The sequence below is a fragment of the Burkholderia sp. R-40 genome, assembly GCF_049942845.1.
In the GTDB taxonomy this organism is placed as follows: Bacteria; Pseudomonadota; Gammaproteobacteria; order Burkholderiales; family Burkholderiaceae; genus Burkholderia; species Burkholderia ambifaria.
This window is the reverse complement of the sequence record NZ_CP187969.1, coordinates 1,055,174-1,069,975: the sequence shown is the minus strand read 5'-3', so window position 1 is coordinate 1,069,975 and position 14,802 is coordinate 1,055,174. Positions and strand designations below refer to the sequence as shown.

Below are 14,802 nucleotides of genomic sequence, written 5' to 3'. Positions count from 1 at the left end.
TTGACCATTTCGTCCAACACGCAGGTCTACCTGCGGCAAAACATCCAGTTCGAACCGCTGATCAACGGCTGGTACGCGTGGTTTCACACGCTTCCGCCGTTGACCGCCGCACTCAACGTGGCCGAGCGGTTCCTGCCGCTGATGAAGTCCTATGTCGCGTCGCCGATGATGCATGCGGCGGCGTGCAAGGATCCGGCGATGCGCGGCGGCCCGTTCCTCGACCTGGACGGCAAGCGCGTCGACGAAATCCGCGCGCTGATCGAGCAGACCACCCGGCGCGCGACCGGGCAACTGGAACTGGCGAAGGCCTACAAGGCATTCTCCACGCTGCTGCTGGAACAGGCCAAGGGTATGGCGTCGGACCCGCTCTACCCGCAGATTCCCGAGGTGTTGAAAGGCTATGTCGAGATCTACTACGACCTGAACCACAACCCGTCCTTCCGGGTCTACGAGAGCTTGCTGTACGCGAGCCCGCTCTATGTGCGCGACGCGCAGAGCATCGCGCTGTCGGCGATCGACGAGCACACGCCCCGGCCATTCATTCTCAGCACGCCCCGGCTCAGCGACGAGCGCACGGTGTTCAGCAACACGGCCTTCGACGATCGCGCGCTCGACGTGCTGTTCCGCATGCGCGACACCCCCGGCAGCTACGCGAAAATCGTCGATCTGATGCGTGTGGAGGAGAAGGACGAGCCGCTGTTCCGCTCGTTCTTCGTCGAGGAGGCGCCGGCACCGAAACCGGATCGCTCGTTCGATGGAGACGACATCCGCATCCGTTACTACGGCCACGCGTGCCTGCTGATTCAGAGCCGCGGCGTGAGCATCCTGATCGATCCGGTGATCAGCTACGGCTACGACAGCGCGCTGCCGCGCTATACCTTCGCCGACCTGCCGGACCAGATCGACTACGTGCTGATCACGCACAGCCATCACGATCACATTGTGTTGGAAACGCTGCTGCAGCTTCGCCACAAGGTCAAGACCGTGGTGGTCGGCAGGAACCTGGACGGTTTTCCGCAAGATCCGTCACTGCAACTGGCGTTGCGCAAGCTCGGCTTCAACGACGTGCTGGAAGTTCGGGATGCTCAGGAAATCAAGCTGACCAACGGCGCCATCACCGCCATTCCGTTCCTGGGCGAACACAACGATCTGGCGATCCAGAGCAAGCAGGGCTTCATGATCCGCTTCGGCACGCGCTCGGTGCTGTGCATCGCCGATTCGTGCAACCTGGACCCCACCCTTTACGAGCATGTCTTCCGCGTCGCCGGCAAGCCGGACACCCTGTTCGTCGGAATGGAAACCGAGGGCGCGCCGCCGTCCTGGGTCTGTGGCCCGCTGTTTCCCAAGGCGCTGCCGCGCGACATCGATCAGTCGCGCCGTGCGCGGGGCTGCCAGTTCGGCGAGGCCGCCGCGCTGGTGGACGACTTCGCGTTCAACGCGGCCTATGTCTACGCGATGGGTCAGGAGCCGTGGCTGAATTACCTCCTCGACAACACCTTCGACGAAAACTCGCCCAGCCATATCCAGTCCACCCAGTTCGTCGCGCACTGCAAGGCCAAGGGCATCGATTCCGAAATCCTGTACGCGACGAGGGAGATCGTGCTGTGTCAGAACTGAATCTCAACACGCTCTCAACCAGCGGGCAATACCAGGAACACGTGGCGTTCTGGAGCGACGCGCTCGGTCGCATCGACGAAGACTTCCGGCTTCAGCAGGCGTGGCAAGCCTATGCGCTGCCGCTCGGCCCGGCACCGGAACTGACGTTCGAGCTCGACGGCGACGCGTCGCAGGTGCTGGAGAAGCTCGCTGCCGGCCAGGCGCTGGGCGCTTTCGTCGTGCTGCTGGCGGCCCTGTTCCGTGTCCTCGGGCGCTACGACGGCACGGCCGGCCTGTTCGTGGAATCGCCGCACCTGATCGTCGAACCCGCGAGCGGTTCCGCCGACCCCGTCCCGCTGTTCGACGCGATCCAGCCCGGCCCCACGGTGCGCGCGTATCTGAACCAGGTTCGCGACAGGGTGCAGCGCAGCTATTCGTATCAGGACTTTCCGATCGCCGCGCTGGCGCACAAGCTGCATGGCGAACGCCGCACGACCAACGTAGGCGTGCGCTTCGACGGTCTTCATGAAGACTGGGCGTCGGCGGACCACGACCTGTCGATCGAGATCCGGCATCGCGAGCGCTACGAGATCGTGCTGACGGGCCGGCCGACTGTGTTCACGCTGCATTATCTCCAGCATGTCGCGCGACACCTGCGCAACGTCCTGGCCGGCTTCGGCACGCTGGATGCGCCGCTCGACACCGTCTCGCTGCTCGACGACGACGAACGTGCGCGACTTCGCTCGCATGCGGTGCCCGTCGCGGTGCAGGGCACCTTCCTGGCGCAGTTCGCGCAGCGGGTCGCGGCCGCGCCGGACAGCATCGCCGTGGCGACCGCCGACGCATCGCTGACCTATGCCGAACTGGACGATCAGGCGTCGCGGCTCGCGAGCTTCCTGCTCACGGAATACGCGATCGAACGCGGCGACGTGGTGGGCGTGGTGGCCGACCGTTCCGAGCGCTGGATCGTCGGCCTGCTCGGCGCGCTCAAGGCGGGCGCGGTGTATCTGCCGCTCGACCCGGAGTTTCCGCAGGAGCGCCTGCGCTTCATGATCGAGGACGCGAAGGTCAAGGCGCTGCTGACGCACTCGGAACACCTGCCGCTGCTCGCCGATTTCTGGGCGATTCCGATGTTCGCCCTCGACTTTCAGCTCGACACGCTGGCGCCCGCATCGGCGTCGGCGCAGGTCGAGGTCCGGCCGGACGACGCGGCGTACATCATCTACACGTCCGGCTCCACGGGCGTGCCCAAGGGCGTCGTGCTCGAACACGCAGGCCTCCTGAACATGGCGCAATACCATGTGGACGCCTTCGGTTTCGATGCCGCCGACCGGTTCGTCCAGTTCTACTCCCCGGGCTTCGATGGCTCGATCATGGAGATTTTCGTCACGCTGCTCGCGGGCGCGCGCCTAGTGCTGGCGAAGCCTGCCGTGATCCGGGACGTGCCGCGTTTCGTCGAATATATCGCGCAGCAGGGCGTCACCACCGTCAACGCGACGCCTGCCTATCTCGCCGCGCTCGACTGGAACGCGCTTGGCACCGTGAAACGGGTCATCAGCGCGGGCGACAACGCCCGCGTGGCGGATCTCCGCGAGCTGGCCCGCACACGCTCGTGCCACAACTCGTACGGCCCCACCGAGGCCACCGTCTGCATCGCGGACTACGTGGTCGATCCGGCCACCGCCTACGGCGCCCGTCTGCCGGTCGGCCGGCCGATCCACAATACGCACCTGTACCTGCTCGACGAGCACGGGGCACTGGCGCCCGAGGGCTGCACGGGGGAGATCTGCGTGTCCGGCATCGCGCTGGCGCGCGGCTACGTCGGCCGCGACGACCTGACTGCCGCCGCTTTCGTCGACCACCCGTTCGAGCCGGGCGAGCGCCTCTATCGCACCGGCGACCTCGGCGTCTGGCTGCCTGACGGCAACCTGGAAGTCACCGGGCGCCGCGACATGCAAGTGAAGATTCGCGGCTATCGCATCGAAATGGGGGAAATCGAAGCGGCGCTCAGGCAGCACGCCGACGTCGCGGATGCGATCGTGTTCGTGCGCGAGGACACGCCGCAGCACAGGCAGCTGGTGGCCTGCGTCGAGACGGCGACAGCCAGCGTCGCCGGCCTGCGGGAATACCTGAAGGAACGCCTGCCCGAGTTCATGGTGCCGGGGTCGATCGTGACGCTCGAACGGCTGCCGCTGACGCCGAACGGCAAACCCGACCGCAAGGCGCTCGCCGCGCTGGAACTGGCGCCCGTGGCGAGCGAAACCGAGTATGCCGCGCCGACCAATGACGTCGAGGCGCGCCTGGGCACGATCTGGTCGGAGGTGCTGGGCCGCGAGCCGATCGGCGTGCACGACAATTTCTTCGAACTGGGCGGCGACTCGATCCTGCTCATTCAGGTGATGTCGCTGGCCCAGCAAGTCGGCCTGCGATTCACCGCCGATCAGTTTTTCGCCCATCCGACCATCGCCGACCTCGCCCGGGTCGTCGTGGATGCGCCACCCATCAGGATTCCTCAGGAGCCGGTGGTCGGTCCCGCCCCGCTGACGCCGATCCAGCATTGGTTCTTCGCGCAAGACGTGGCGGATCCGCACCACTACAACCAGTCGACCATGATCGAGGTGCCCGCGTCGCTGCGGCCGGACGTGATCGAGCACGCGCTCGCGGCCGTCGCGACGCATCATGACGCGCTGCGGCTGAGTTTCGAGCGCGTCGCCGGCGCGTGGCAGCAATCGCATGCGGCGCCGCCGCTGGCGATCCCGCTCGGCGTCACGTCGCTGGCCGGCGCGGCACCCGCCGCGCGGCAGGCCGAGATGCTCGCGACCGCCACCCGCATGCAGGAAAGCTTCACGTTGTCCGCGCCGCCGCTGCTGCGCGCCCACCTGTTCCAGTTCGGTCCCGACGAGCCGCAGCGCCTGCTCGTGGTGGCGCATCACCTGGTGATCGACGGCGTCTCGTGGCGCATCCTGTTCGAAGACCTGTACACGGCGTGCCGCCAGCTCGAGGCGGGCGAAGCGGTGCAGCTCCCGGCCAGGACGACGGCCTGGCGCGACTGGTCGACGCGTCTGTCCGAACTCGGCGCGAGCGCGCTCGACGGACTGGACTATTGGCTCCACGCGAACGCCGAAGAACCGTCCGGCTTCGACGACATGCCGGTCGGCACCGTCGCCGAAGCCGGCTCGACGTTCATCGAGTTCGACGCCCAGCAGACGCTCGCGCTGTTGCAGGACGTGCCGCGCGCCTTCAACACCCAGATCAATGAAGTCCTGCTGACGGCCCTGCTGCTCGCGTTCGGCGACTGGACCGGCAACGCTTCGCTGGTCGTCGATCTCGAAGGCCACGGCCGCGAGGACCTCTTCGACGGTGTCGATACGTCGCGCACCATCGGCTGGTTCACCGCGCACTATCCGGTGTTCCTGAATGCCGGTGACGCCACCGTGGCGGCCGAGGCGTTGCGCAACGTCAAGGAACAGTTGCGCGCGGTGCCGATGCGCGGGCTCGGCTACGGCATCGCACGCTACCTCGGCAAGGACGCCGGCATCGCGGCAGCACTGGAACGGCAGCCGCCGGCGCCGGTGCGCTTCAACTATCTCGGCCAGATCGATCGCGTGCTGACCGACGACACGGGCTGGAAGCCGGTGCTCGACTTCCAGAGCCCCGAGCACAGTCCGCGCGCGCGGCGCGGCCATCTTTTCGAGATCAACGGGATGGTGTGCGACGGGCGTTTGCGCCTGACCTGGCATTACAACCGGGAAGCCTGCGCGCCGGACGCCATCGCGCAGCTGACGCAGTGCTACCGCAGCCGTCTGCTGTCGATCGTCGCGGCCAGCGGCGGCGACCCGCGCGGGCTGAGTCCGACGGATTTTCCGGCCGCGCGCATCAGCCAGGAAGCGTTGGACGCGCTTGTCTCAAGGATCAAATCGTGACATCCCCCACCATTGCCGATATCTACGAGCTTTCCCCGATGCAGGAGGCGATGCTCTTTCATGCCGTGCACTCGCCCGGCACGAGAAGCAGCTTCAACCAGCTCGGTTGCCGGATCACCGGCAGCCTCGACCCCGCGCTGTTTCATGCCGCATGGCAGCAGCTGGTCGATCGGCATCCGGTGATGCGCACGTCGTTCCATTGGGAGGAATTCGACAAGCCCATGCAGGTCGTGCACGCGCACGCCGCGCTGCCGTGGGTGCAGGACGACTGGCGCGACCTGCCGGAAGACGAACAGCGCACGCGGTGGCGCGCGCATCTCGACAACGATCTGGCCGAGGGCTTCGCGCTCGATCGCGCGCCGCTCGTGCGCTGCCGGCTCGTGCGCGTCGCCGACGACACGTACCTGTTCAGCTGGAGCCACCATCACATCCTGGCCGACGGCTGGTGCCTGTCGCTCGTCATCGAGGAAATTTTCGAGGTCTATGGCGCGCTCACGCGTGGCGTGCCGCCGGCGCTCCCCGCGGTGCGCCCCTATCGCGACTACATCCAGTGGCTGCAGCAGCGCGAACCGCAAGCCGCGCAGCAATACTGGACGCGCTATCTCGAAGGGTTCCGCTCGCCGACCCCGCTGCCCACGGCAGCGCGCGCGGAAGCGGGCGAGCGCTTCGGCCAGGGCCTCGCGCAAGTCCAGGCCGACCTGTCGGCCGACCTGAGCGCGCGCCTGCGGCAATTCGCGGCCCGGCATCACGTCACCCTCAACACCCTCGCGCAAGCGGCCTGGGCGCTCGTGCTGTCGCGTTACAGCGGGGAAACCGACGTGGTGTTCGGCGCCGTCGTGTCCGGACGGGGCGCCAACCTGCCGGGGATCGAAACCATGCTCGGCCTGTTCATCAATACGGTGCCGGTGCGGGTGCGGGTCGATCCGCGGCAGCCGCTCGCGGCCTGGCTGAAGATGATCCAGGCGCGCGTGGCCGCCCGTGCGCAGTTCGAGCACACCCCGCTTCCCGATATCCAGCGCTGCAGCGAAGTGCCGCTGACGACGCCGCTGTTCGAGAGCAACATCACGTTCATGAATTACCCGCTCGATGCGTCGCTGACGCACGGCGCGCATGGCCTGGCGGTCGACGAGGTGCAGCTTTACAACCGCGCCGACATCCCGCTCGAATTCGTCGTGACGGCGCGCGACGACTGGAAGATGGAGCTGTCGTTCGATCCGCGGCGCTTCGATGAAGACACCATGCAGCGGATGCTGGGCCACGTGGCCGCGACGCTCGACGCATTCGCGGCCGATCCGAACCGGCTGCTCGGGCGCGTGCCGATGCTGCCCGAGGCCGAACGCCGGCAGTTGCTGGACACCTTCAACGATACCGACGTGCCGTTCGACGCCGCGCGCACCGTGGTGCATCGCCTGGAACAGGCCGCGGCGGACCACCCCGAGCGGCCGGCGGTCGAGTACCGGGATATCGTCGTGAGCGCGGGCGAGCTGAACGCCCGCGCCAACCGCACGGCTCACCGCCTGCTGGCCGCCGTCGAGCTGCGGCCGGACGCGCTGGTCGCGATCTGCATGCACCGGTCGGAGCGCCTGATGGAGGCGATCCTCGCGGTCTGGAAGTGCGGCGCCGCCTATATTCCGATCGACCCCGACTATCCGGCGGCCCGCATCCGCACGATTCTCGAGGATTCCGGCGCCGCGCTCGTCATTACCTGCGACGGCCTCCTGCCGCCCGAGCTGGCCGCGCTCGCGCCGGTCGTGTCGCTCGATACCGTCACCGAGGGCGGCGACGACGCCAATCCCGGCCGCCCCGTGTCGGCCGACAGCCTCGCCTACGTGATCTACACGTCCGGTTCGACCGGCAAGCCCAAAGGGGCGATGGTCGAGCACGCCGGCATGCTGAATCACATGCTCGCCGAGATCGACGAGTTTTCGATCTCGGCGTCGTCGGTGATCGCGCAAACCGCGCCGCATTGCTTCGATATTTCGGTCTGGCAATTTTTCACGGCGCCGCTCGCCGGCGGCAAGACCGTGATCGTCGACGACGCGTGCATCCGCGACCCGGCGTCTTTCGTCGCGACCCTGGAAGCCGCGCGGATCAGCATCCTCGAACTGGTGCCGTCCTATCTGTCCGCCGTGCTCGACCACGCGTCGGAACGGCCGGCGCTGATGCGACACCTGCGGCACCTCCTCGTCACCGGCGAGATGGTCAGCCCGGCCCTGGTGAAGCGGTGGTTCGACGTGTTCCCGGACATCGCGGTGGTGAACGCGTACGGCCCGGCCGAAGCGTCCGACGACGTCGCGCAGCACCGCATGACGTGCGCGCCGACCACGCCTTACGTACCGGTCGGCAAGCCGGTCCGCAACGTGCGCATCTATGTCGTCGACCCGCAGATGAACCTGTGCCCGATCGGGGTTCCCGGCGAACTGTGCGTATCCGGCGTCGCCGTCGGCCGCGGCTATCTCAACAACGAAGCCGGCACGCGGGAAGCGTTCCTCGACGACCCGTTCCGCGCGGAACGCGGTGTGCGCATGTACCGCACCCGCGACATCGGCTGCTATCTCCCCGATGGTTCGATCGTGCTCTACGGCCGCAAGGACCATCAGTTGAAGATCCGCGGCTACCGCATCGAACTCGGGGAGATCGACAACGCGCTGGCCGCCATTCCGGAAATCCGCCAGGCGGCCGCGCTCGATTATCGCGACGACGCCGGCCGCGCCGCGCTGTGCGCGTATGTCGCGTTCCGCGCTGGCGCGTCGCTGAGCGACGCGGAGATTGCCGCCGCGTTGTCCGCCACGCTGCCGGACTACATGGTGCCCGGCATCTACGTGGTGCTCGACGCGCTGCCCTTGAGCGGCAACGGCAAGATCGACCGCAAGGCGCTGCCCCCGCTGGACCGCGCGCGGCTGTCCGCCGCGGGACAGGCGCCGACCTTGCCCCGCACGCCCGCCGAGACGCTGCTGTGCCGCCTCTGGGGAGAAGCGCTGGGCATTCCGGCGCCGGGCATCCACGACAATTTCTTCGCGCTGGGCGGCGATTCGATTCTCAGCATGCGCATCGTGTCGCTGGCCGCCAAGGCGGGGCTGAAGCTCACCACCCGGCTCATCTTCCAGCATCCGACGGTTGCCGAACTCGCCGCCGTGGCCACCCGCGCCACGCTCGGCGCGGCGGAGTTCGTCGCGTCGTCCGGCCCGCTGCCGCTGACGCCGATCCAGAAGGACTTCTTCGCGCAGCGCAAGGACGACCAGGACCAGTACAACCAGGCGGTCCTGCTCGACGTGCCGGCGGATGTCGATCCGGTGTTGCTGCGCCAGGCGCTGCGGCACGCGGTCAAATGGCACGACGCGCTGCGGCTGCGCTTTCGTGCGGGCGGGTCCGGCTGGATCCAGGAAGTCGTCGACGATCCGGAGATTCCCGTCGGCGTAGTCGAGATCGGGCGCGATCAGCTCGCGCAGCACGTCGCGCACGCTCATGCGAGCCTGAATCTGTCGGACGGCCCCGTCGTGCGCGCGGACCTGTTCCGCGTCGACGAAGGCCGATCGCTGCGCTTGCTGCTGGTCGCCCATCATCTGGTCATCGACGGCGTGTCATGGGGCGCGCTGCTCGAAACCGTGTACGACGCCTATACCCGCCTGCGCCACGGCCAGGCCCCCGAATTCGCGGGCGGCGGCGCGACCTGGACCGCATGGACCCGGGCCATCTCGGATTGGGCCGGCTCCGGCGCCGCCGACGCCGACCTCGCCCACTGGCAGGCGTTGGCGCGCGCCACCCTGCCCGGCCTGCCGCTCGATCGCCCTGCAACGGCTGCCGCCAATTCCGTGTCGTCCGCCGAAACGATCGTGGTCGAGCTGGGCGAATCCGCGACCGCGGCCTTGCTGGGCGCGGCGCCCCGCGCGTACGACGCGCAGATCAACGACGTGCTGCTGGCCGCGCTCGCGCGTGCCGTGGGCGACTGGAGCGGATGCGCCGACGTGCTGGTGGATCTCGAAGCGCACGGGCGCGAGGAACTGATCGCGGATCTCGACATCTCGCGCACGGTCGGCTGGTTCACGTCCCTGTTCCCGGTCGTGCTGACGGTCGATGCCGGCTCGCACGACCCGGCTCGCCTGGTTGCGTCGATCAAGACGCAACTGCGCGCCGTGCCAAGCGCGGGCCTCACCTACGGTCTGCTGCGGGACCGGCTCGACGGCCCTGTTCCGCGGCCTCGGCTGCTGTTCAACTACCTGGGTCAGACCGACCAGATGCTGAACGCCGCCCGCGACTGGAAACAGGCCGCGGAGCCGAGCGGAGACGGCCGCAATGCGAAGCAGCTGCGCGAGCACCTGCTCGACATCAACGCCTACGTGACCGGTAACCGCCTGCACGTTGCATGGGAATTCAGCCGCGCCTGCCACGACGCCGACACCATCCGGCGCGTGGCGCATGCCTACATCGCGGCGCTCGAATCGCTGGTTGCCGACCATCCCGTCCAGTCCGCATCGGCCCGGCCCGCGTCGGGCCAGCTGGCGAATGCGCTGCCGCAGGCGCTGGCGTCGGTCATACCGGACGAGATCGCCGACGTCTACGCGCTGACGCCGACTCAACAGGGCATGCTGTTCCACGGCCTGTACGAACCGGCATCGGATGCCTATTTCAGCAGCCTCGATTTCCGTATCGACGGGGCACTCGACGTCGAACGGTTCCGCCGCGCGTGGGAGACGGTGGCGCACCGGCACGACATCCTGCGAACCTCGTTTCACTGGGAAGAAATCGAAAGCCCCGTGCAGGTCGTGCATCGCCGTATCGACTTGCCCTGGCATGACGAGGATCTGCGCGCGGCGTCCGCCGAGGAGGCGGAGCGGCGTTGGGCGGCCTACGTCGCGCAAGACCGGGCACGCGGCTTCGACTTTACCCGGGCGCCGCTGATGCGGCTCGCGCTGTTGCGCGTGGAAGATCACGCATGGCGCTTCCATTGGAGCCATCACCACATCCTGCTCGACGGGTGGAGCTCCGCCCGGCTCCTGAGCGAAGTGGCCGCCACCTATCAGGACCTGGCGGACGAAGGCGCCCCGCAGCGCGCCGCGCCGCCCGCCTTCGCCGATTACGTGCGCTGGCTGGCGCGCCAGGACGCCGCCGCGGCGGAACGCTTCTGGAAGACGAAGCTGGAGGATTTCCCGACCACGACGCCGCTCGTGTTGGGACGCCCCGAACTCGACGGCACGGCCGCGCCGGGCGCCTATGTGGAAGAACAGCTGCTGCTCTCCGAAAGCGAGACGCGGCGGCTCGTCGCCTTCGCGCAAACCCGCCGCATCACCCTCAACACGCTCGCCCAGGGCGCGTGGGCGCAGTTGCTGGGCCGCTATAGCGGCGAAGCGGACGTCGTGTTCGGCACGATCGTTTCCGGTCGCCCGGCGTCGCTGCCGGCGTCGGACGAGATGGTCGGGCTGTTCATCAACACGCTGCCGGTGCGGGTCCGCATCGACACGCGCCCGACGTCCGCGTGGCTCGCCCAGCTGCAGATGGATCTCGCGCAGCAGGAGGAGTATGCGCACTATCCGCTGGCCGACATTCAGACATTCGCGGGCCTGCCGCCCGGCGTGCCGCTCTTCGAAAGCCTGCTCATCTTCCAGAACTATCCGGTCGAGGAAGCGCTGGCCGATGCGCTGCCCGGTCTGCGGATCGGCGAATTCCAGGTGTCCGATCCGAACAATTACCCGCTGACCCTGGTCGTGACGCCGGGCAAGCGCCTGTCGCTTCAAGTGCTGTACGACGATGGCCGGTTCGACCGCGACACGATCGTGCGCCTGTTGCGCCATGTCGAAACGCTGCTCGCCGGCCTGGCCGATGCGGAAGATCGCCCGAACCGCGGCATTGTGCTCCTCACCGCGGACGAGCGCGACGCCATCCTGCTCGACTGGAACGACAGCGTCGCGCCGGTTCCGTCCGACCGGACGCTGCCCGACCTGATCGAGGCCGCGGCCGCCGCGCATCCGGAGCGCATTGCGGTCCGCCACGGCACGGAGGTCCGCACCTATCGGGATCTCGTCGAGGGCGCCAACCGGATCGCCGGTCACCTGCTGCAGACAGCGGCGATCCAGCCGGACGACCGGATCGCCGTCTGGATGCCGCGCTCGCCGCTGATGCTGGAAACGATCCTGGCCATCTGGAAGTGCGGCGCGGCCTACGTTCCGGTCGATCCGGCCTATCCGGCCCAGCGGGTCGAGACCATCCTGACGCTGGCCCGGCCGACGGTCATCGTCGCCACGGACTGCGTGCCGCCGCCGGCCCTGGCGTCGATCCCGCTGGTCGATCCCGCCCGGCTGCCCAACCATCACGGCGCCGGGGCGCCGGCGCCCGCGACGCCGCGTTGCCGGCCCGTGGACCTGGCCTACGTGATCTTCACGTCGGGTTCGACCGGCCAACCGAAGGGCGCGATGGTCGAGCATCGCGGCATGCTCAATCACGTGCTCGCCATGGCGCGCCGGGTCGGGCTCGGCGCGCGGAGCGCGGTCGCGCAGACCGCTTCGCACTGCTCCGATATTTCGGTCTGGCAGTGCTTCGCGGCGCTGGTGTCGGGCGGTACGACCGTGATCTATCCCGATGCCGTGATCCTCGAGCCCGCGCGCCTGATCGACAGCCTTCAGCGCGACCGCATCACGGCGATGCAATTCGTGCCGTCCTATCTGGCCACCTTTCTCGGCGAGCTGGAAACGCATGCGGCACCGGCTTTCCCGCACCTCGACACGCTGCTGACCATCGGCGAAACCCTGCAGCCCGCTGCCGCGCAAGCGTGGTTCCGTCTGAATCCGGGGGTCCGGCTCATCAACGCCTATGGGCCGACCGAAGCGTCGGACTCCGTGGCGCACTACAGCATGGAGCGCGCGCCGGATCTGCCGGCGATTCCGATCGGCCGCCCCATCGAGAACCTGCGCCTCTACGTCGTGGATGCCGACATGAACCTCTGCCCGGTCGGCGTCAAGGGCGAGATCTGCATCGGCGGAGCCGGCGTCGGGCGCGGCTACCTGTTCGACGAAGCGCGCACCCGTGCGGTGTTCCGCGACGACCCGTTCAGTCCGGAACCGGGCGCGCGCCTGTATCGCACCGGCGATGTCGGCTGCTTCGGGCCGGACGGCAATCTCCACTTCTTCGGACGCCGCGACTTCCAGGTCAAGATTCGCGGATATCGCATCGAGCTCGGCGAAATCGAAACCGCGCTGACCGGTCTCGCCGGCATTTCCAACGCCGTCGTGGTCGTCCGCGACACGTCGGACGCGGAAAAGACCCTGTGCGGCTACGCGTCGGGCACCGGCTGGACGCCCAAACGCCTGCGCGATGCACTGCGCGACAAACTGCCGGCGCATATGGTGCCCGACACCTTGATGCTGCTGCCGGCCCTGCCCGTCATGCCGAACGGCAAGATCAACCGCGCCGCGCTGCCGCTCCCGGAGGCCGCGTCCGTGCCCGACGGCGTGCCGGTCGAACCGCGGACGCCGGTCGAGGCGGCGCTGCTGCGCATCTTCGCTGAGGTGCTCGGCCGCCAGCCGGGCGGTGTCGACGACAATTTCTTCGAGCATGGCGGCCAAAGCCTCAAGGCGATCCAGATGGTCAGCCGGATCAGGCGCGAACTGAAACTGAACGTCGCGGTCGCCGATATCTTCCATGCGCCGTCGCCGCGCGCGCTCGCGCGGAAGCTGGCTTCCACGCCCGTCGACGACGCCGGTGGCGCGGCGATCATCCCGGCCCTTGCCGCGCAATCGTCGTACGCGGTGTCTCGCGCCCAGAAGCGGATCTGGCTCGCCAGCCGCGGCGCGGATCCGTCCACGTACAACATGGCAGGCGCGCTGCAACTGGACGGCGCCGTCGATACGGCGCGCCTCGTCCGTGCGTTCGACACGCTGGTCGATCGCCACGAGAGCCTGCGCACCGTGTTCGCGATGATCGAAGGCGATCTGCGGCAACGCATCCTCACTCGCGAAACCTCCGGTTTCCGCGTCGAGCAGGTGGACCTCGCGGACGATGCCGGGCCGCAAGCGATCGATGCGCTGATCCGCGCGGAAAGCGAGCAGCCGTTCGATCTCGCGACGGGACCGCTCTTTCGCGTCAAGCTGGTCCGGCTCTCACCGGCGCAACACCTGCTGCTGCTGAACATGCACCACGTGATATCGGATGCATGGTCGATCCGCGTGCTGACCGACGATCTGCATGCGCTGTATGCGGGACGCGACCTGCCGCCGCTTTCGATCCAGTACCGCGACTACGCCGCGTGGCACAACGCCAGCCTCGAAGGCGCGCGTGCCGCCGCGCATCGCGCGTACTGGCTCGAGCAACTCGCGCCGCCGCTGCCCCGCCTGCAACTGGCGTCCGACTACCCGCGCCCCGAGCGGCCCGGTCATGCCGGGCAGACGCTCGAAGTCGAACTGTCGGGCCCGCAGGTGGAAGGGCTCGCACAATTGGCCCGCGCTCACCATACGTCGCTCTACGCCGTGCTCCTGGCGTCGTTCTGCGTGCTGATGCACCGCTACACGGGGCGTGAGGACATCGTCATCGGCAGCGTGTCGGCCGGGCGCGACAGCGAACAACTCGAATCGCAGATCGGGGTGTTCCTCAACACCGTCGTGCTCCGCGTGCCGGTGCGGCAATCCGCGACCGTGGAAGAAGTGATCGACGGTGTCGCGAAAGCCTCCACGCAAGCGCTGGAGCACGCGTCCTATCCGTTCGATGTCCTGCTGGAAGATCTACGGATCCGCACCCCGGCGGGCCATTTCCCGATCTTCGACATTCAAGCGAACCACATTTCGATGCCGGCGCCTCAGCCGGGCCTTCGCATCACGGACCGCTCGCAGATGGACACCACGGCCAAGTTCGACCTGTCCTTCCAGATCGTGGAAAGCGACGGCAGGCACCTCATCCAGTTCATCTACAACACCCACCTGTTCCGCCCCGCGACCATCGCGGCGATGCGCGATCGACTGCTCGAGATCCACGACGTCTTTCTCCGTGATCCGACCACGCCGGTCGATCGTATTTCGCTCTCCGGCAATGCGCCCGCCGCCGGCCCGAAGGTCCGGGTCGGCCTGCGCCTGAAGCGCACGCCCGAAGTCACCGCCGACGATGCGCTCGAGGAGAAAACGTGATGCGGGCCGGGCGGGGTTTGACCGGCGGCCGCCATGCGGCCTGCGTCGGGTTGTTTCGGATGAACAAAACGTCTCAAGGAGTTTCGTGTGCAAGACAATAACGTACTGGTCACCGATCATCGCTATGCGCAAACCGCGCGTTTCTGGCGCGAAGGCCTTTCCCTGGTGACCGGCGT

3 protein-coding genes are annotated in these 14,802 nt (G+C 67.9%); all 3 read left to right on the top strand.

The features are described from left to right. The 3 genes from ACP26O_RS33385 to ACP26O_RS33375 are packed head-to-tail and all read left to right on the top strand — an operon-like array spanning position 1 to position 14,626. Positions 1-1,617 carry an MBL fold metallo-hydrolase gene (locus tag ACP26O_RS33385; RefSeq protein ID WP_175666245.1) on the top strand — a complete coding sequence of 539 codons (1,617 nt, stop codon included), beginning with the start codon at positions 1-3 and terminating at the stop codon, positions 1,615-1,617. After that, positions 1,605-5,519 (top strand): non-ribosomal peptide synthetase, encoded by a 3,915-nt coding sequence (locus ACP26O_RS33380; protein ID WP_175666246.1) that lies wholly within the window; start codon positions 1,605-1,607, stop codon positions 5,517-5,519. Before ACP26O_RS33385 ends, ACP26O_RS33380 begins: the two co-directional genes overlap by 13 nt. Before the next feature lie 38 nt (positions 5,520-5,557). Beyond that, entirely contained in the window at positions 5,558-14,626 is a 9,069-nt protein-coding gene (locus ACP26O_RS33375; RefSeq protein WP_244099082.1) for a non-ribosomal peptide synthetase, read from the top strand. Positions 14,627-14,802: the final 176 nt, after the last annotated feature.